Annotated in this window: 18 protein-coding genes and 1 tRNA gene; 13 read left to right on the forward strand and 6 right to left on the reverse strand. The window is 58.5% G+C overall.

The window, feature by feature from the left end; all coding sequences use genetic code 11:
* Window positions 1-84 precede the first annotated feature (84 nt).
* A complete protein-coding gene (locus tag ATI02_RS23600) occupies window positions 85-906 on the reverse strand; it encodes an HDOD domain-containing protein (RefSeq protein ID WP_095187697.1) in 822 nt (273 codons plus the stop codon).
* Window positions 907-941: 35 nt separating this feature from the next.
* Window positions 942-1,883: a CAF17-like 4Fe-4S cluster assembly/insertion protein YgfZ gene (ygfZ, locus tag ATI02_RS23605; protein WP_100847523.1), complete on the reverse strand. Its 942-nt coding sequence runs from the start codon at window positions 1,881-1,883 to the stop codon at window positions 942-944.
* A 150-nt stretch (window positions 1,884-2,033) separates the two neighbouring features.
* Between ygfZ and ATI02_RS23610 the strand changes: the two genes are divergently transcribed.
* Both ATI02_RS23610 and ATI02_RS23615 read left to right on the forward strand, forming a co-directional pair.
* A complete protein-coding gene (locus ATI02_RS23610) occupies window positions 2,034-2,288 on the forward strand; it encodes an FAD assembly factor SdhE (protein WP_034153143.1) in 255 nt (84 codons plus the stop codon).
* The gene (locus tag ATI02_RS23615; RefSeq protein WP_095187699.1) at window positions 2,272-2,724 is read left to right on the forward strand and encodes a protein YgfX; all 453 of its coding nucleotides are present in this window, start codon (window positions 2,272-2,274) and stop codon (window positions 2,722-2,724) included. Before ATI02_RS23610 ends, ATI02_RS23615 begins: the two co-directional genes overlap by 17 nt.
* On the opposite strand, the gene nadB is transcribed toward ATI02_RS23615, so the two are convergent.
* Complete coding sequence (gene nadB, locus ATI02_RS23620; RefSeq protein WP_095187700.1) at window positions 2,693-4,309, reverse strand: L-aspartate oxidase; 1,617 nt, start codon at window positions 4,307-4,309, stop codon at window positions 2,693-2,695. The genes ATI02_RS23615 and nadB overlap by 32 nt on opposite strands.
* A 558-nt stretch (window positions 4,310-4,867) precedes the next feature.
* Between nadB and rpoE the strand changes: the two genes are divergently transcribed.
* The 4 genes from rpoE (at window position 4,868) to ATI02_RS23640 (ending at window position 8,679) form a co-directional block, all read left to right on the forward strand.
* Window positions 4,868-5,449, forward strand: a complete 582-nt coding sequence (gene rpoE / locus ATI02_RS23625; protein ID WP_003172477.1) for an RNA polymerase sigma factor RpoE/AlgU — start codon at window positions 4,868-4,870, stop codon at window positions 5,447-5,449.
* 30 nt (window positions 5,450-5,479) lie between these two features.
* On the forward strand, window positions 5,480-6,067 hold the full coding sequence (locus ATI02_RS23630) for a sigma-E factor negative regulatory protein (RefSeq protein ID WP_064388462.1): 588 nt from the start codon (window positions 5,480-5,482) through the stop codon (window positions 6,065-6,067).
* Window positions 6,068-6,075: 8 nt separating this feature from the next.
* The gene (locus ATI02_RS23635) at window positions 6,076-7,041 is read left to right on the forward strand and encodes a MucB/RseB family sigma factor regulatory protein (protein ID WP_100847524.1); all 966 of its coding nucleotides are present in this window, start codon (window positions 6,076-6,078) and stop codon (window positions 7,039-7,041) included.
* Between the two features lie 207 nt (window positions 7,042-7,248).
* Window positions 7,249-8,679: a DegQ family serine endoprotease gene (locus ATI02_RS23640; RefSeq protein WP_100847525.1), complete on the forward strand. Its 1,431-nt coding sequence runs from the start codon at window positions 7,249-7,251 to the stop codon at window positions 8,677-8,679.
* Window positions 8,680-8,755: 76 nt separating this feature from the next.
* Here the strand turns inward: ATI02_RS23640 and ATI02_RS23645 are convergent, their stop codons facing one another.
* Entirely contained in the window at window positions 8,756-10,189 is a 1,434-nt protein-coding gene (locus tag ATI02_RS23645) for a M48 family metalloprotease (protein ID WP_100847526.1), read from the reverse strand.
* Between the two features lie 99 nt (window positions 10,190-10,288).
* Here ATI02_RS23645 and ATI02_RS23650 point away from each other — a divergent pair, with 99 nt between their 5' ends.
* Window positions 10,289-10,528 (forward strand): sulfurtransferase TusA family protein, encoded by a 240-nt coding sequence (locus ATI02_RS23650; protein ID WP_095187704.1) that lies wholly within the window; start codon window positions 10,289-10,291, stop codon window positions 10,526-10,528.
* A gap of 33 nt (window positions 10,529-10,561) precedes the next feature.
* Complete coding sequence (locus ATI02_RS23655) at window positions 10,562-11,632, forward strand: AI-2E family transporter (RefSeq protein ID WP_095187705.1); 1,071 nt, start codon at window positions 10,562-10,564, stop codon at window positions 11,630-11,632.
* Window positions 11,633-11,773: 141 nt separating this feature from the next.
* On the opposite strand, the gene ATI02_RS23660 is transcribed toward ATI02_RS23655, so the two are convergent.
* Entirely contained in the window at window positions 11,774-12,247 is a 474-nt protein-coding gene (locus ATI02_RS23660; protein ID WP_100847527.1) for a peroxiredoxin, read from the reverse strand.
* Window positions 12,248-12,257: 10 nt separating this feature from the next.
* Window positions 12,258-12,818: a glycine cleavage system transcriptional repressor gene (locus ATI02_RS23665; RefSeq protein WP_095187707.1), complete on the reverse strand. Its 561-nt coding sequence runs from the start codon at window positions 12,816-12,818 to the stop codon at window positions 12,258-12,260.
* Between the two features lie 337 nt (window positions 12,819-13,155).
* On the opposite strand from ATI02_RS23665, the gene dapA reads away from it, so the two are divergent.
* From dapA to ATI02_RS23695, 5 genes are all read left to right on the forward strand, one after another.
* Entirely contained in the window at window positions 13,156-14,034 is an 879-nt protein-coding gene (gene dapA / locus ATI02_RS23675; RefSeq protein WP_095187708.1) for a 4-hydroxy-tetrahydrodipicolinate synthase, read from the forward strand.
* A gap of 17 nt (window positions 14,035-14,051) precedes the next feature.
* The gene (gene bamC, locus ATI02_RS23680) at window positions 14,052-15,167 is read left to right on the forward strand and encodes an NlpB/DapX family lipoprotein (protein WP_095187709.1); all 1,116 of its coding nucleotides are present in this window, start codon (window positions 14,052-14,054) and stop codon (window positions 15,165-15,167) included.
* Between the two features lie 6 nt (window positions 15,168-15,173).
* Window positions 15,174-15,935, forward strand: coding sequence for an MBL fold metallo-hydrolase (locus tag ATI02_RS23685; RefSeq protein ID WP_095187710.1), 762 nt, complete (start codon window positions 15,174-15,176; stop codon window positions 15,933-15,935).
* A 28-nt stretch (window positions 15,936-15,963) separates the two neighbouring features.
* Window positions 15,964-16,677, forward strand: a complete 714-nt coding sequence (gene purC, locus ATI02_RS23690; RefSeq protein WP_100847528.1) for a phosphoribosylaminoimidazolesuccinocarboxamide synthase — start codon at window positions 15,964-15,966, stop codon at window positions 16,675-16,677.
* An 83-nt stretch (window positions 16,678-16,760) separates the two neighbouring features.
* Window positions 16,761-16,850, forward strand: a tRNA-Ser gene (locus ATI02_RS23695).
* The last annotated feature ends 282 nt before the right edge of the window (window positions 16,851-17,132 follow it).

Below are 17,132 nucleotides of genomic sequence, written 5' to 3' on the forward strand. Positions count from 1 at the left end.
TCTTGCCGGCATCTTCGCGAGCAGGGGGAATGCATTCCAATGTGGGAGCGAGCCTGCTCGCGAAGGGCGCGCCGCGGTTCTCGATCAGTAAAACATCGTCCGCGATTCTTCCAGATCCTCGCACATCGCCTTGTTCTCCGGATCGATTCCAAGCTTCCTGAATGCCGGAACGCTGAGCGGATCAATGCGCGCGAATGGATGATCGGTGCCCTTGTGGCAATACAGGCTCGCCACCTGCACCAGATCGACGTAGTCGATCTCTTTCGAGTCGCGTTTGAAGTCCTGATAGCGCCCCGGCAATTCCACCAGTCGCTCCGGAAACTCCCAGACCCGCAACAGTTTGTCGCCGAGCAGCGGATGAATACGGTCGATCACATGGTTGAGACTGACCGGATCCGACAGCAGTTCGTAGTGGTCTTCGGCGTAGGTCAGAATCGGCAGCACGCCGATCTGATGCACCAGTCCACCCAGCGCCGCCTGATCAGGTTTGAGCTGGGTGTAGCGGCGACACAACGCGTAGCTGGCTCCGGCGATTTCCAGGCTCTTGCGCCAGACGTCGCGCATTTTCTGTTCGACCACCTCGGAACTGGCGTGGAAAATCTGCTCCATCACCAGGCCGATCGCCAGGTTGCTACTGTAGTTGATGCCCAGTCGGGTGATGGCGGTGTGCAGGTCGGTGACTTCCTGCGCCGCACGCAGCAGGGGGCTGTTGACCACTTTGATCAGCCGTGCCGAAAGCGCGGTGTCTCGGCCGATCACTTTGCTCAGGTCGCTGACGCTGATTTCCGGATCTTCTGCAGCCTTGCGAATTTGCAGGGCCACCTCCGGCAACGTAGGCAGAACGAGGTCATCGTTATTGATGGCCTCAACCAAATCCTGTTGGACCTTATCCGCCAGTTCGCTCATTTAGACTCTCTAGGGTGTTGCAACAAAGGCTACGATCAGCGCTGGATTTCGCGGTCGCGATCCAGTTCGTAGGGCAAATCGAGCAAATGCAGCGCGGGCCCTTCAAGGGTGCCCAGATGCAGATCGCCCGCTTCGGCAGCTTCGGCCTGCAACACTGCCAGGAGTTCAATGTTTTGCCCGGCGTTGGCCGCCATAACGACTTCGCCGATCGAACTGTTGTGGCTCGGCGCAAACAACTGGGTGCCGGGTTCCGGCAATTGCTCGGTGTCCAGGCTCAAGCGATACAGACGGCGCTTGAGTTTGCCCAGGTATTGCATGCGCGCGACGATTTCCTGGCCGGTGTAGCAGCCTTTCTTGAAACTCACGCCGCCGACGGCTTGCAGGTTGAGCATCTGCGGGATGAACAGCTCGCGGGTGGTCGGCATGACCTGGCCGATACCGGCGCGGATCTGGCCGAGCAGCCACTGATTCAGCTCACCTTCTGGCAGGGTTGCGGCCAACTTGCCTTTGATGGTTTCGGCTTGGTCGGCTGGCACCCAGAGTTCGGCGCGATCCGGTGAGACGCGAATAGCGATCAGGCCTGCGTTGCGCACGATGCTGTCGGTTTCGGCCGGCAAATCGAGGCCGAGGTTGCTAAGCGCTATATCGCCTGACCTCAGGCCAAAGCGCATCCAGGCAGCACTTTCGTCAGTCAGCTTGGATTTGGAGAACACCGCGTACTTTTTCAGGTCCGCCAGTTGCGGTTCGAGCAGTTCGCTGGCCATCGCCAGCAGCACGCCGTCACCTTCCAGCAGAATGCGGAAACTCGACTGCATCCGGCCTTTCTGCGTGCAGCGCGCGCCAAGGCTGGCCTGGGTATCGCTCAGGTAATTGATATTGCAGGTCAGCTGGCCTTGCAGGAATTTTCCGGCATCCGCGCCGCGAACCGCGAGAACGCCTTCATGAGACAGGGTGCAGAAAAAAGCAGAATCGGCCATGGGTCATCGCAGGGTAAATAGACTGGGGCACATCATAAGGGGGTGCTGTTGAAATGGGTAGTTGATAAAGGATCAGTGGTGCCCGACCAAAGCCGACTGTGCGAGCCGCTTCGGGGCTGTATACTTGCCGCCAAATTTGAGGAGGGCTCCATGGTCGAACAAGTTGAACTCAATCGCCTCTTTTGGCACAGCCGTCGCGGCATGCTTGAACTTGACGTGTTGCTGGTGCCGTTCGTGAAAGAGGTTTATGCAGACCTGAATCAGGTGGATCGCGATTTGTACGTGCGCCTGCTGGAGTGCGAGGATCAAGACATGTTCGGCTGGTTCATGGAGCGCAGCGAGTCTGAAGATCCCGAGCTGCAGCGCATGGTTCGCATGATCCTGGATCGTGTCCAGCCCAAGTAATACGTTCGAATGCCGCTGGCATGCCTCACGGCAGTTGCTGGCGGCGTATCTGTTGGCCCAGGCGTTCGCGCTGGGTTCGTTGTTTCTGCTTTCGATTCCTCTCTGGGCGAGCCTGCTCGGTGCTTTCGGCTGCTTGCTGCACGGTTTTTGGGTGTTGCCACGGCAGGTTCTGTTGAGCCATCCCCAGGCTTTTTGCGGCTTGCGTCGCGATGCTGATGGCTGGCAACTGTGGAATCAGGCGGATGGCTGGCAAGCCGTGCAGCTGCGACCAGACAGCCTGGCGCTGCCGCTGATCGTGGTGCTGCGTTTTCGCATGCACGGAGAATGGCGGGTCAGATCGATCTGCGTACCCCACGACTCGCAGGCGGCGGACTTGCACCGACGCCTGCGAGTGCGGCTCAAGTTCAGCCGACGTAGGTGGGCGGCACCAGAATAGTGTCGAGTGCCTCGGGCAGCAGATCCGGATAGTCGAGGGTGTAATGCAGGCCACGACTTTCCTTGCGCTCCATGGCTGAGCAAATCATCAGCTCAGCGACCTGGGCGAGATTGCGCAGCTCGATCAGATCGCGGCTGACTTTGTAGTTGCTGTAGAACTCGTCGATCTCGTCCAGGAGCAGGCGCACGCGATGTTGCGCCCGCTGCAGGCGCTTGTTGGTGCGCACGATGCCGACGTAGTCCCACATGAATCGGCGAAGCTCGTCCCAGTTGTGCGCAATGATCACGTCTTCGTCGGAGTCGGTGACTTGGCTGGCATCCCAGACGGGCAGGGCGCTTGGCACTGTTACAACATCGAGTTGCGCCAGAATGTCCGCCGCGGCCGAGCGTGCGTAAACGAAACATTCCAGCAGCGAGTTGCTGGCCATGCGGTTGGCACCGTGCAGGCCGGTGAAACTGGTTTCGCCGATGGCATATAAACCCGGCACATCGGTGCGGCCGTTTTGGTCGACCATCACGCCGCCGCAGGTGTAATGCGCCGCCGGTACGACCGGAATTGGCTGTTTGGTGATGTCGATGCCGAAACCGAGGCAGCGCTCATAGACCGTCGGGAAGTGCGTTTTAATGAACGCTTCTGGCTTGTGGCTGATGTCGAGATAGACGCAGTCGACGCCAAGACGCTTCATTTCATGGTCAATCGCCCGGGCGACGATGTCGCGCGGGGCCAGTTCGGCGCGCTTGTCGAAGCGATACATGAAGCGTTCGCCGTTCGGCAGTTTCAAGTGCGCGCCTTCGCCACGCAGGGCTTCGGTGATCAGGAAGCTCTTGGCCTGCGGGTGATACAGGCAAGTGGGGTGGAACTGATTGAATTCGAGATTCGCCACCCGGCAGCCCGAGCGCCAGGCCATGGCGATGCCATCACCGCAGGCGCCGTCGGGGTTGCTGGTATAGAGGTAGACCTTGGCTGCGCCGCCCGAGGCCAGAATTACAAAGCGTGCGCCGTAGGTGTCGACTTCGCCGGTGGCGCGGTTCAGCACATAGGCGCCGAGGCAGCGCTCGCCGTCCAGGCCCAGGCGCCGTTCGGTTATCAGATCGACGGCAACCCGCTGTTCGAGCAGCTCGATGTTCGAACGTTCTTTGGCTTGGGCGAGCAAGGTTTTGAAGATCGCGGCGCCGGTGGCATCGGCCGCATGGATGATGCGCCGATGGCTGTGGCCACCTTCGCGGGTCAGGTGGAATTCGAAACCGCCATCTTCGGTGCCGGATTGTTCGTCGCGGGTGAACGGTACGCCTTGATCGATCAGCCATTGGATCGCTTCGCGGCTGTGCTCGACGGTGAAGCGTACGGCGTCTTCGTGGCACAGACCGCCGCCCGCGTTCAAGGTGTCATCGACGTGGGATTCGACAGTATCGGTGTCGTCCAGAACCGCAGCGACACCACCCTGAGCCCAGAACGTCGAACCGTTGGCGAGATCGCCCTTGCTCAATACGGCAATGCGCAAATGACCCGGCAGGGTCAGCGCAAGACTCAAACCGGCAGCACCGCTGCCAATGACCAGAACATCGTGTTGGAACTGTTGGCTCATTTCAGGATTCCGCTCAAAGCGACCCGGATCGGGGTTGGCGCAAGACAGCTGGTTCGGCGAGTCAAGACAGCCACACAGCCCACTAGTATATAGAGGGGTGGGGCGGCACAATAGCCGGGCCCAGATGGCATTGTGAAACTACCGTGACGGAAAAAACCGGGTGCTTCGTCGGAAGTTTTTTTCCAGGGTTCTGGGAAAAGGCGACTGTATCGGCACTGAAACAGGTTTTTTCACCCCAGGGTTGCCCAATGTCGGGTGGATACGGCTATAAATAATTGGAACTTTTGCCAAAGGCCCAAGATCAATAGTCGGTGCCAGAAACAAGGGACAGTGTCGGCTTCAGTGCGGAATCTGCGGTTGGGTTCCTGTCGGCGAAACCGATGACAAGATTATTCGCGCAGCCGGTTTATCCCGAGCTGCGTTTTTCGTGCGTGCCAAATCAGAGCCCGCAGGAAACTTGCTTGGAGGGGGAGAACTTTTGCGAAAAGCCCGAGTCTATGTTTGCAAGTCTGGTCGTTTAGTTGTGCAAGTCTCCTTCGGGCTTATCGAGGAGTGTTCATGCTAACCCAGGAAGAGGATCAGCAGCTGGTCGAACGCGTTCAGCGTGGCGACAAGCGAGCTTTCGATCTGCTGGTGCTGAAATATCAGCACAAAATTCTCGGGTTGATCGTGCGTTTCGTGCACGACACCCATGAAGCCCAGGACGTGGCTCAAGAAGCCTTTATCAAGGCGTATCGAGCACTTGGAAACTTTCGCGGCGACAGTGCGTTTTATACGTGGCTATACCGTATTGCCATTAACACGGCAAAGAATTACCTCGTTTCCCGTGGCCGTAGGCCGCCGGATAGCGATGTAAGTTCTGAAGATGCAGAGTTCTACGACGGCGATCATGGCCTCAAGGATCTCGAGTCACCAGAACGTGCACTGCTGCGGGATGAGATCGAAGGCACCGTCCATCGAACCATTCAGCAACTGCCAGAGGATTTGCGTACGGCTTTAACTTTACGTGAATTCGATGGTCTGAGTTACGAGGACATTGCGAGCGTCATGCAATGTCCGGTGGGTACCGTGCGCTCCCGGATTTTCCGCGCTCGGGAGGCCATCGATAAAGCCCTGCAGCCGTTGCTGCAGGAAAACTGAGACAGCGGCGACAGCCAAGAGAGGAACGCCATGAGTCGTGAAGCCCTGCAGGAATCGCTGTCCGCAGTGATGGATAACGAAGCGGACGAACTGGAATTACGTCGGGTGATTAATGCACTGGACGACGTAGAAACCCGTGAGACCTGGGCCCGTTACCAGATCGCTCGGGCAGCCATGCACAAGGATCTGCTGCTTCCGCGTCTGGATATCGCTGCGGCAGTGTCTGCTGCGCTCGAAGACGAAACGGCCCCGGCCAAAGTATCCCGTAGCCCATGGCGTAACCTTGGTCGTCTGGCTGTTGCAGCCTCGGTGACGGTTGCCGTTCTGGCGGGTGTTCGCCTTTACAATCAGGACGAAATTGCTGGTGTCGAATTGGCGCAGCAATCCAATCAGCCAACTTTGGCTACACCACAAGTCAAAGGCCCGGCTGTTCTGGCAGGCTACAGTGAGAGCTCGGAAGCCACTGGCCCGATGGCCAACGGCGTATTGCAAGGTCAGCCTGGGTGGCATGATCAGCGTCTGCCAGGTTACCTGCGTCAGCACGCTCAGCAGGCTGCACTCAAAGGTACTGAAAGCGCCCTGCCATATGCGCGTGCAGCAAGCCTGGAAAACCGTTAAGGAGGATCATGCGCGCCATACCTCTACTTTCGCTTCTGCTCAGTGGCTGGTTCATTGTTCCAGCCCACGCCGATGAGGCCCAAGACTGGTTGACCCGTCTGGGCCAGGCCGAGCAGCAGCAAAGCTTTCACGGTACTTTCGTTTACGAACGTAACGGTAGTTTTTCTACTCACAATATCTGGCATCGTGTCCAGAACGGTCAGGTCCGCGAGCGTTTACTTCAGCTCGACGGTTCGGCGCAGGAAGTCGTGCGCATCGATGGGCATACTCAATGCGTCAGCGGCACCCTGATTGCCGGTTTGGGAGATTCTCCCAACACGGCCGCTCGTCCTCTCGATCCTCAAAAGCTTAAGAGCTGGTATGACCTTGCCGTGATTGGCAAGTCGCGCGTGGCTGGACGAGACGCAGTAATCGTCTCGCTGACGCCTCGTGATCAGCATCGTTACGGGTTTGAGTTACATCTGGACAAGAAGACCGGGCTGCCACTGAAGTCGTTGTTGTTGAACGACAAGGGGCAGTTACTTGAGCGGTTCCAGTTCACCAGTCTTGATACTGACAATGTGCCTTCGGATAAAGATTTGCTGGCCGACGCCGACTGCAAGCCGATTACGATCGACAGCGACAAGGCCTCTGCCGTGAAAACGACTCAGGACTGGCACTCCGACTGGCTGCCGCCGGGCTTTGAGCTCACCAGCAGCACCTCGCACAAAGACCCGGAAACCAAAGCTCAGGTCAACAGCCTGATGTACGACGATGGCTTGGCCCGCTTCTCGGTTTTTCTTGAACCTTTGAATGGCGCTACCGTCACCGACACCCGGACTCAACTTGGCCCGACGGTGGCAGTATCCCGGCGCCTGACCACGCCGGAAGGCGAAATGATGGTGACGGTGGTCGGTGAAATTCCGATCGGCACCGCTGAACGAATCGCGCTGTCGATGCGAAAGAAAGATGGCACTGCAACCAGCAAGCAGTGAGCTGATTCCAGTCATACCCACTTCGTCGTCGAGACGTAGAAATGTTTGCTGAGCATTTTCATTTGCAAATCACCTGAAAGTTTTTTATAGGTCAGAGCCTCACGGCTCTGGCCTTGTTTGTCGTTCCTGGAATAAAACGGCTCGCCTGTGGTTTTCGGTGTCCCTTGTTCCATATCGCTTAAACCTGCTCGTCGTAACGGGAGCTGTATGTCGATACCTAGCTTGAAATCTTATCTCTCCATCTTCGCCACTGTGCTGCTGCTTGGGCAGGCTGTACCTGCCGCCCAAGCGGCCGATCTGCCTGATTTCACCCAACTGGTCGAACAAGCTTCGCCTGCCGTGGTGAACATCAGCACCACGCAGAAACTGCCGGATCGTAAAGTGAACCAGCAGATGCCTGACCTCGAAGGCCTGCCGCCAATGCTGCGCGAGTTCTTCGAACGCGGCATGCCGCCTCAGCAGCGTTCGCCGGGTGGTGGTCGCCAGCGTGAAGCGCAATCGCTGGGTTCGGGCTTCATCATCTCTTCGGATGGCTACATCCTGACCAACAACCATGTGATTGCCGATGCTGACGAAATCCTCGTCCGTCTGGCCGATCGCAGTGAAATGAAAGCCAAGCTGATCGGTACTGACCCGCGCTCCGACGTGGCCCTGCTGAAAATCGAAGGCAAGGATCTGCCGGTGCTCAAGCTCGGCAAATCCCAGGATTTGAAGGCCGGCCAATGGGTGGTGGCAATCGGTTCGCCATTCGGCTTTGACCACACTGTGACCCAAGGCATCGTCAGTGCCGTGGGCCGTAGCCTGCCGAACGAGAACTATGTGCCGTTCATCCAGACCGACGTGCCAATCAACCCGGGTAACTCCGGTGGCCCACTGTTCAACCTGAACGGTGAAGTGGTCGGGATCAACTCGCAGATCTACACCCGCTCCGGTGGCTTCATGGGTGTGTCGTTCGCGATTCCTATCGATGTGGCAATGGATGTTTCCAATCAACTGAAGAACGGTGGCAAAGTCAGTCGTGGCTGGTTGGGTGTGGTCATCCAGGAAGTGAACAAGGATCTGGCCGAGTCGTTCGGTCTGGAGAAACCGGCCGGTGCGCTGGTTGCCCAGATTCAGGACGACGGCCCGGCAGCCAAGGGCGGTCTGCAAGTGGGTGACGTGATCCTCAGCATGAATGGCCAGCCGATTGTCATGTCTGCTGACCTGCCACACTTGGTCGGCGCTTTGAAGGCTGGCGCGAAAGCCAATCTGGAAGTGATTCGTGAAGGCAAACGCAAAAACGTCGAGCTGACGGTTGGCGCGATCCCGGACGAAGACAAAGAGCTGGGTGCATTGCTGAAGTCCGGTGCGGAAACCAACAGCAATCGTCTTGGTGTTTCGGTGGGCGAATTGACCGCCGAGCAGAAGAAAACCTACGACCTTAAAGGTGGTGTGGTGATCAAGGAAGTGCAGGACGGTCCTGCGGCCCTGATCGGTCTGCAGCCAGGCGATGTCATCACGCACCTGAACAACCAGGCCATCGGTTCCTCCAAGGAGTTCGCCGAGATCGCCAAGGCACTGCCGAAGAATCGCTCGGTGTCGATGCGGGTTCTGCGCCAAGGTCGCGCGAGTTTCATCACCTTCAAACTGGCTGAATAACCGCTGGTAAATAAAAAGAAACCGCCTCGAAAGAGGCGGTTTTTTTATGTCTGAGGTTTTGTGTCGTAAAGAAGGCTCAGCCCATCATGTCCTTGACCATCCGCTCCTGCTCCATCAGCTCACGCTGGCGGGCATCGATCCGTGAGGAAAGCGGGAAGTTGCTGCCCGCCTTGCGCTTGGCAAAGTCGAGCTGCTGGATCGCCTGACGATAATCGCCAACCAGGGCAAAGTATTCGGCGCGCGCCTGGTGCAGGCCGATGATGTTGCCCGACAGGCCGCGGGTTTCGGCAACCTGATACCAGACGTCCGGATCATCCGGACGTGACTTGAGCAGGCTTTCCAGCGCCTTCTCGGCATCGGCGGCACGGTTCTGCTTGAGCAGAAGATCGACCCGAACCTGATTCAGCGGGTAGTTGCCGGGATATTGCGTGAGCATCCGGTCAACCCGCGACTGCGCATCGGGCAGGCGATTATTGGTGATGTCCAGATCAACCTGGGCGAGGTTGTAGATAATCTCGTTCGGCGCGGTGACCAACAGTTGCTTGAGATTTTCCCGTGCTTCATTCAATTGGCCGCCCTTGATCTGGGCGATGGCCAGACCGTAGCGCGCCACATCGTTTTTCGGATTCTCGTCCAGTTGTGCGCGGAACCGCTTGGCGCCCAGCCCGGGAGTTTCTTCGTAGATCAGTTGCACGCGTGCGCGAATCAGTTGATAACGCTTGGTGTCTTCGATGCCGCCCGATTTGGCCTGTTCGGCGCGGTTGCGGGTGTCGGCGATCCGCGATTCGGTGACCGGGTGAGTCAGCAGAAACTCCGGTGGCTTGGCGTCGAAGCGATACTGGCGCATCAGACGCTCGAACATGGTTGGCATCGAGCGCGGGTCGTACCCGGCTTTTTCCAGATTGAGGATGCCGATGCGGTCGGCTTCTTGTTCGTTCTGACGGGAGAAGGTCCGTTGCGACTGAATCGCCGCCGCCTGAGTACCGGCGATCGTCGCAATCCCGGCGTCACCGCCGCCGGCCGCGGCAATTACGATCCCGGCCAGCAGGGCAGCCATCATCGGCACCTGCATCCGCTGTGATGCTTCGACGCCGCGCGCAAAGTGGCGTTGCGACAAGTGAGCCAGTTCGTGCGCCAGTACCGAAGCGTATTCGCCCTCGGTCTGCGCATTGAGGAACAGACCACCGTTGACCCCGACCACGCCGCCAGGCGCCGCGAAGGCGTTGAGTTGCGGGCTGTTGATCAGGATGAATTCGAGGCGCCGGTCAGTGACCTGGCTGGTCTCCACCAGTTTGTAAACGCTGGACTCGACGTAGTCCTTGAGTTGCGGATCGTTGAGTTGTGAAACCTGGCTGCGCAACATGGCCAGCCAGGCGCGACCGAGCTGGTATTCCTGTTGCGGCGAGACAATGGCAGAACTGGCGTCGCCGAGTGACGGCAGATCGTCGGCAAAGCCCGGTGAGGCAAGCAGGCAAGCGAGCGTCAGCAGGGTAGGGCGCAGAAAAGTCATGCACAAAGCCTTCGAAGACAAAGACCTTACTGTAGCCGGACACCAAGCCTGCGACCAGATATTCTAGGTAGCTCAAACCACCCGACCCGGAGTAACGCAATGACTGATGCTGTAGCCCATGACGTGGAACTCGACGCCAGTGGCCTGAACTGTCCGTTGCCGTTGCTCAAGGCAAAAATGGAACTGAACAAGCTCGCCAGCGGTGCTGTACTCAAGGTAATCGCCACCGATGCTGGCTCGCAGCGCGATTTCCGCACCTTTGCCAAATTGGCCGGGCATACGCTGCTGCGCGAAGAAGACGAAGCGGGCGTCTATCGTTACTGGTTGAAAAAAGCCTGAAACCCACCGCGCAAAAAGACCTAGGGATTATTGATGTTCAAAGTGTTACGCGACTGGATTCAGCGCTACTTCTCCGATGAAGAAGCCGTTGTGCTGGCGGTACTGCTGTTTCTTGCCTTCACGGCCGTGCTCACCCTTGGCGGCATGCTGGCGCCCGTATTGGCCGGGATGGTGTTGGCGTATCTGATGCAAGGGTTGGTGGTTACGCTCGAACGTTTGCGCGTGCCGGGAGGGGCAGCGGTGGGGCTGGTGTTTGCGCTGTTCATGGGCGTGCTGATGCTCTTCATCGTCGTGGCGTTGCCACTGCTATGGCATCAGCTCATCACGCTGTTCAATGAGTTGCCGGGCATGCTTGCGAAATGGCAGTCGCTGCTGTTGCTCCTGCCAGAGCGCTATCCGCATCTGGTCTCCGACGAGCAGGTGTTGCAGGCAATCGAGGCGGCGCGGGGCGAGATCGGCAAGTTTGGCCAGTGGGCGTTGACCTTCTCGCTGTCGAGTCTGCCGTTGCTGGTGAACATCATGATCTATCTGGTGCTGGTGCCGATCCTGGTGTTCTTCTTCCTCAAGGATCGGGCGATGATCGGCGAGTGGGTGCGCGGCTATCTGCCGCGTGAACGGGCACTGATCACCCGGGTTGCGCAGGAAATGAACCGGCAGATCGCCAACTACATTCGCGGCAAGGTCATCGAGATCGTGATTTGTGGCGGCGTGACCTACATCGCCTTCGTCGCACTTGGCCTCAACTATGCCGCGCTGCTGGCGTTGCTGGTCGGGGTGTCGGTGGTGGTGCCTTATGTCGGCGCGGTAGTGGTGACCGTGCCGGTGCTGCTGATTGCGCTGTTCCAGTGGGGCTGGAGCGATCAGTTCATCTATCTGATGGCGGTCTACGGGATCATCCAGACGCTTGACGGCAATGTGCTGGTGCCGTTGCTGTTTTCCGAAGCAGTGAATTTGCACCCGGTAGCCATTATCTGTGCGGTGTTGTTGTTTGGCGGATTGTGGGGGTTCTGGGGAGTGTTCTTCGCGATTCCCTTGGCGACGCTGTTCAAGGCGGTACTGGATGCGTGGCCGCGCAAGGAGCCGGTGGTGGCGCCGCTGCTTTAGTGGCTGATTTAGATTGTTTGGTGGGGGGGGGAGGGCCTCTTCGCGAGCAAGCCCGCTCACACATTGGATTTGTGAACGCCACAGATCCAATGTGGGAGCGGGCTTGCTCGCGAAGGCGTCAGTGAAGACGCCAGAGAAACATCAGGCCTTGTGCAGTTCCTGAGCCGCAGCCAGAACCGCATCCACATGCCCAGGCACTTTCACACCGCGCCATTCCTGACGCAGCACACCGTCCTTATCGATCAGGAAAGTGCTGCGATCAACGCCCAGGTATTCCTTGCCGTACAGCTTCTTCAGCTTGATCACGTCGAACAGCTGGCAGACGGCTTCGTCCTTGTCGCTGATCAGCTCGAACGGAAACTCCTGCTTGCACTTGAAGTTCTCGTGGGACTTCAGGCTGTCGCGCGAGATACCGAAGATCTCCGTGTTGGCAGCCTTGAACGCCGCGTACTGGTCACGAAAGCCCTGGCCTTCGGTGGTGCAGCCCGGGGTGCTGTCCTTCGGATAGAAGTAGATCACCACTTGCTTGCCCTTCAGCGCAGACAGGCTGACGGTTTGCCCGCTGGTGGCAGGGGCTTCGAAATCCGCAACAGGTTGGTCGATGACAACGGCCATGAAAGCTTCCTTACATTGGGTTTTGTGGACGCCAAGGCTCGATCAGTGCATCCAGATTCATCGCGTCAGCGAAGTCCAGGAACTGGTCGCGCAGCCAACTGATCTGGGTGCCGGCCGGCAGCGTCACGGTGAAGGTGGCGTTGAGCATGGTGCCGCCGGTCTGTGGCGCCTGATACGTATCGCAGGTCAGGTTTTCCAGCTCGACGTTGTGATCCATGAAGAATTGGCACAACTCATTGATGATGTCCGGGCGATACGCCGAACTGACGTAAGCCACGTACGGCAGCGCCTGCGGTCGATTTTCCAGCGGCGCGCTGCGCACTACATTGACGGTGAAGGCGTGCTTCTTGGCGAGACCCGACAGGCTGCCTTCCAGACGCGCGAGGGCGTCCCAGCTGCCAGAGATCTCGAGGATCAGCGCGCTGCACTCGCCGTGGCGGGTCAGGCGGGAAGTAACCACGGCGCAGCGATTTTCATGGCTGGCGCGGCACAGGACGTTAGTCAGCTCCATGGGGTTGGCGCCGAGGGCACTGATGACAAGGAATTGTTCGCGAACTGTGGGGGTGGACATGCAGCATTCCTAAAGCGATGAGCGGTCGGTAGGTTTACGGGCATTGGCCGCCGGGCGTGTGCCTGTGCCCATTCAGGCTGTCCGTTCAAATAGCCCCGGCAAGCGCTCGCGGCTCGCTCCACTATAGCGGGAGCGCGTCGATGCGACGCAGGAACGGGGTCTGGGAGGCCGAAAAGGGAGGCTGGAACCCGGCGTACAAGCTGATCAGTACCGATCAAAGTCTGAAGGGTAGCGAAAAGCGACGCCAAGGGGAATGGCGGCGGCGCAGTACTTCGCTTGTGCAAGCATCTTGGCGCCAGTACCATTACCGCTCTCTTTTTCCGGCAGGAGCGGTTTCATGATTGCGGGCAGTATGGTGGCACTGGTCACTCCCATGGATGCACAAGGGCGTCTTGACTGGGACAGCCTCAGCAAACTCGTGGACTTCCATCTCAAGAACGGCACCCATGCCATTGTCGCGGTCGGAACTACCGGCGAGTCGGCAACCCTTGATGTAGAAGAACACATCGCCGTGATCAAAGCCGTGGTCAAACAGGTTGCCGGGCGTATCCCGGTTATCGCTGGCACCGGCGCCAACTCGACCCGCGAAGCCGTCGAACTGACCCGCAATGCCAAAGAAGCCGGCGCCGATGCCTGCCTGCTGGTGGTTCCGTACTACAACAAGCCGACTCAGGAAGGCCTGTACCAGCACTTCAAGCACATCGCTGAATCGGTCGACATCCCGCAGATTCTCTACAACGTTCCTGGCCGCACGTCTTGCGACATGCAGGCCGAGACCGTGATTCGCCTGTCCACCGTGCCGAACATCATCGGTATCAAGGAAGCCACCGGCGACCTCAAGCGTGCCAAAGCGATCATCGACGGCGTGAGCAAGGACTTCATCGTGCTGTCCGGCGATGATCCGACCGCCGTCGAGCTGATCCTGCTGGGTGGCAAAGGCAACATCTCTGTTACCGCCAACGTCGCTCCGCGCGAAATGGCGGATCTGTGCGAGGCCGCGCTCAAGGGCGACGCCGACACCGCACGGGCGATCAACGAAAAACTGATGCCGTTGCACAAGGACCTGTTCATCGAAGCCAACCCGATTCCGGTGAAGTGGGCTTTGGTTGAAATGGGCCTGATGCACGAAGGCATCCGCCTGCCGCTGACCTGGCTGAGCGCACCTTGTCATGAAACGCTTCGCACGGCCCTGCGCCAGTGCAGCGTTCTGGTTTAATTGAGGAAGTACAACGCATGAAGCGAATGGCCGGACTTTCCGCACTTGCCTTGATTATCTCCAGCACCAGTGGCTGCGGATGGGTCTGGGGCCCGGAAGGTTATTTCCGTGACCGTGGTAGCGATTACCTGGAAGCGCAACAGACTGCACCGATGCAACTACCACCGGATGTCAACACCTCCAAGCGTCTGGATCCGCTGTTGCCGATCCCACGCAACGTGGCTGACGACACCGCCAAGGGCGAGTACGTGGTTCCACGTCCTCAACCGCTGTCGGCGATCGCCGATGCCAATGACTACTCGCTGCAGAAGAGTGGCGATTCGCGTTGGGTCATGGCCCAACATCCACCGGCCGAAGTCTGGCCAGTGGCCGTGCAGTTCTTCCAGGACAACGGTTTCCGTCTGGATGAACAGCGCCCGCAAACCGGCGAGTTCACCACCACCTGGCAGCATTCCGATGAACTGTCCGCCGCCATGGCCAAGCGCCTGAGCGCGGCCGGTATCGCCAGCGACAGCGAAACCCGCGTTCGCGTGCGAATCGAGCCGGGCGTGCAGCGCAACACCAGTGAAATCTACGTAGTCAGCGCCGAGCGTCCTGCCGGCAGCACGGCCGACGTGGCCTTCACCAACCGTTCGGTCAACACTGGCCTGGACGCAGCCTTGGTCGATGACATGCTCGCGAGCATGAGCCGTATTGCCGAGAAGGGTGGTTCGGTGTCGATGCTGGCTTCGCGTGATTTCGATACCCCAAGCCGTGTCAGCCTCAGCGAAGACGGCAGTGGTAACCCGGTGTTGAACGTCGGTACCGATCTGGACCGTGCATGGTCGAGCGTTGGCCGTGCGCTGGAACAGGGCGAATGGCGCGTTGAGGACATCAACCGCAGCCTGGGCCTGTACTACATCAACCTGGCCGAAAAAGCCGAAAAGAAAGACGACAAGCCTGGTTTCTTCAGCAGTCTGTTCGGCAGTGCGCCGAGCAAGGAAGAAGTTGAAGCCCGTGCCGAGCGTTATCAGGTTCGCCTGAGCAAGGTTGGCGAGAACATCCAGGTGACCGTCGAGAAAAACATCAACACCGTCGCGCCGGCTGAAGTGGCACGCAAAGTGTTGAGCGTGATTCAGGACAACCTGGGCTGATCAACCATGCGTTTTGCCGTTCTCGGCAGCGGTAGCCAAGGGAACGGCACGCTGATCGCCAGTGCTGATACGTACGTGCTGGTGGATTGTGGCTTCTCCCTGCGGGAAACCGAAAAACGCCTGTTGCGCCTGGGTGTAAGCCCGGCGCAACTGAGCGCGATACTCGTGACCCACGAACATGCCGACCACGTGCATGGCGTGGGTTTGCTGTCTCGGCGCTACAATCTACCGGTCTACCTCAGTCGCGGCACACTGCGCGGGATGCGCAAACCGATCGAGCCTGCGGGCTTTCTGGCCGGCGGTGAGCAACTGCAGATCGGTGCACTGAACATCGGGGTCATTGCCGTGGCCCATGATGCGCAGGAACCGACCCAGTATGTCTTCAGTGACAACGAGCAGCGGCGTTTTGGCCTGCTGACCGACCTGGGTTCCTACTGCGAGCGGGTGCTGGACGGTTATCGGGATCTCGATGCGTTGATGATCGAATCCAACCATTGTCGCGACATGCTGGCCCGTGGTCATTACCCGTACTTTCTCAAGCAGCGGGTGGGCGGCGAGCTGGGACATTTGAACAACCATCAGGCGGCATTCCTGGTGTCCGAGTTGGGCTGGCAGGGTCTGCAACACCTGGTCCTTGCCCATCTGAGCAGCAAGAACAACATGCCGCAGCTGGCCCGGCAGTGTTTTGTCGACACCCTCGGGTGCGACCCGGACTGGCTGCAACTGGCCGATCAAGATTCAGGGCTCGACTGGCGCCACATCGCCTAGCCCACCTACTTAGCAAGCGGAGCCCATCATGGAAAAACGTGAAGAACTCTACCGCGGCAAAGCCAAATCGGTTTACAAGACCGACGACGCTGACCGCTTGATCCTGCTGTTTCGCAACGACACCTCGGCGTTCGACGGCAAGCGCATCGAGCAGCTCGACCGCAAAGGCATGGTGAACAACAAGTTCAACGCCTTCATCATGCAGAAACTCGAAGCGGCCGGCATTCCGACCCAGTTCGACAAACTGCTGGGCGACAACGAGTGCCTGGTGAAGAAGCTCGACATGATTCCGGTCGAGTGTGTTGTGCGTAACTATGCCGCTGGCAGCCTGGTCAAACGTCTGGGCGTCGAAGAGGGCATGAAGCTCAACCCGTACACCTTCGAGCTGTTCCTGAAGGACGACGCCAAGGGCGACCCGTTCATCAACGAATCCCACGTCGTGGCATTCGGTTGGGGCACCGCCGAGCAACTGGTTCGCATGAAAGAACTGTCGCTCAAGGTCAACGAAGTCCTGAGCAAACTGTTCGACGACGCCGGCCTGCTGCTGGTCGACTTCAAGCTTGAATTCGGCGTGTTCAGCGATGGCTCCATCGTCCTCGGTGACGAGTTCAGCCCGGACGGCTGCCGTCTGTGGGACAAGGACACCAAGAAGAAGATGGACAAGGACCGCTTCCGTCAGGGCCTCGGTGACGTCATCGAAGCCTACGAAGAAGTTGCCAATCGTCTGGGCGTACCGCTTTAATCGACGCAAGCATCTGATAGCACGAAGAAAATTTCGAAAGAGGGTTTGCTTTCGGTAAAAGTGTTGTTATGATGCGCGCCGTTGGAGAGATGCCAGAGTGGCCGAATGGGACGGATTCGAAATCCGTTGTACCTTCACCGGTACCTAGGGTTCGAATCCCTATCTCTCCGCCATTATTGAACAAGACGAAGCCCCCGTAATCATTGCTGATTACGGGGGCTTTTTCGTTTCTGCGAATCTGCTTTTTCGTCGCCGTAGCGAAGGCACTGAAGCGCACCGCGCCCACGGTTGACTCATTGGGAGTTAAGCAATTTTTAAGTAAACTCCGCCTCTGCCGACATTAGAGGTACGGTGATTACAGGGCTCGCCAACAAATTCAACGCCGCGTTCGCAGAGCCGGGTGCTGTCATTGTGGGTCTGCGATCAGCAGCCAGAGCACGCCTGTGGTCAATTAT

Origin of the sequence: Pseudomonas baetica (genome assembly GCF_002813455.1) — a bacterium.
In the GTDB taxonomy this organism is placed as follows: domain Bacteria; phylum Pseudomonadota; class Gammaproteobacteria; order Pseudomonadales; family Pseudomonadaceae; genus Aquipseudomonas; species Aquipseudomonas baetica.

Coding starts and splice junctions, on each gene's coding strand:
- ATI02_RS23600 (WP_095187697.1), bottom strand. CDS start 906: ATGAGCGAACTGGCGGATAAGGTCCAACAGGATTTGGTTGAGGCCATC.
- ygfZ (WP_100847523.1), bottom strand. CDS start 1,883: ATGGCCGATTCTGCTTTTTTCTGCACCCTGTCTCATGAAGGCGTTCTC.
- ATI02_RS23610 (WP_034153143.1), top strand. CDS start 2,034: ATGGTCGAACAAGTTGAACTCAATCGCCTCTTTTGGCACAGCCGTCGC.
- nadB (WP_095187700.1), bottom strand. CDS start 4,309: ATGAGCCAACAGTTCCAACACGATGTTCTGGTCATTGGCAGCGGTGCT.
- rpoE (WP_003172477.1), top strand. CDS start 4,868: ATGCTAACCCAGGAAGAGGATCAGCAGCTGGTCGAACGCGTTCAGCGT.
- ATI02_RS23630 (WP_064388462.1), top strand. CDS start 5,480: ATGAGTCGTGAAGCCCTGCAGGAATCGCTGTCCGCAGTGATGGATAAC.
- ATI02_RS23635 (WP_100847524.1), top strand. CDS start 6,076: ATGCGCGCCATACCTCTACTTTCGCTTCTGCTCAGTGGCTGGTTCATT.
- ATI02_RS23640 (WP_100847525.1), top strand. CDS start 7,249: ATGTCGATACCTAGCTTGAAATCTTATCTCTCCATCTTCGCCACTGTG.
- ATI02_RS23645 (WP_100847526.1), bottom strand. CDS start 10,189: ATGACTTTTCTGCGCCCTACCCTGCTGACGCTCGCTTGCCTGCTTGCC.
- ATI02_RS23650 (WP_095187704.1), top strand. CDS start 10,289: ATGACTGATGCTGTAGCCCATGACGTGGAACTCGACGCCAGTGGCCTG.
- ATI02_RS23655 (WP_095187705.1), top strand. CDS start 10,562: ATGTTCAAAGTGTTACGCGACTGGATTCAGCGCTACTTCTCCGATGAA.
- ATI02_RS23660 (WP_100847527.1), bottom strand. CDS start 12,247: ATGGCCGTTGTCATCGACCAACCTGTTGCGGATTTCGAAGCCCCTGCC.
- ATI02_RS23665 (WP_095187707.1), bottom strand. CDS start 12,818: ATGTCCACCCCCACAGTTCGCGAACAATTCCTTGTCATCAGTGCCCTC.
- dapA (WP_095187708.1), top strand. CDS start 13,156: ATGATTGCGGGCAGTATGGTGGCACTGGTCACTCCCATGGATGCACAA.
- bamC (WP_095187709.1), top strand. CDS start 14,052: ATGAAGCGAATGGCCGGACTTTCCGCACTTGCCTTGATTATCTCCAGC.
- ATI02_RS23685 (WP_095187710.1), top strand. CDS start 15,174: ATGCGTTTTGCCGTTCTCGGCAGCGGTAGCCAAGGGAACGGCACGCTG.
- purC (WP_100847528.1), top strand. CDS start 15,964: ATGGAAAAACGTGAAGAACTCTACCGCGGCAAAGCCAAATCGGTTTAC.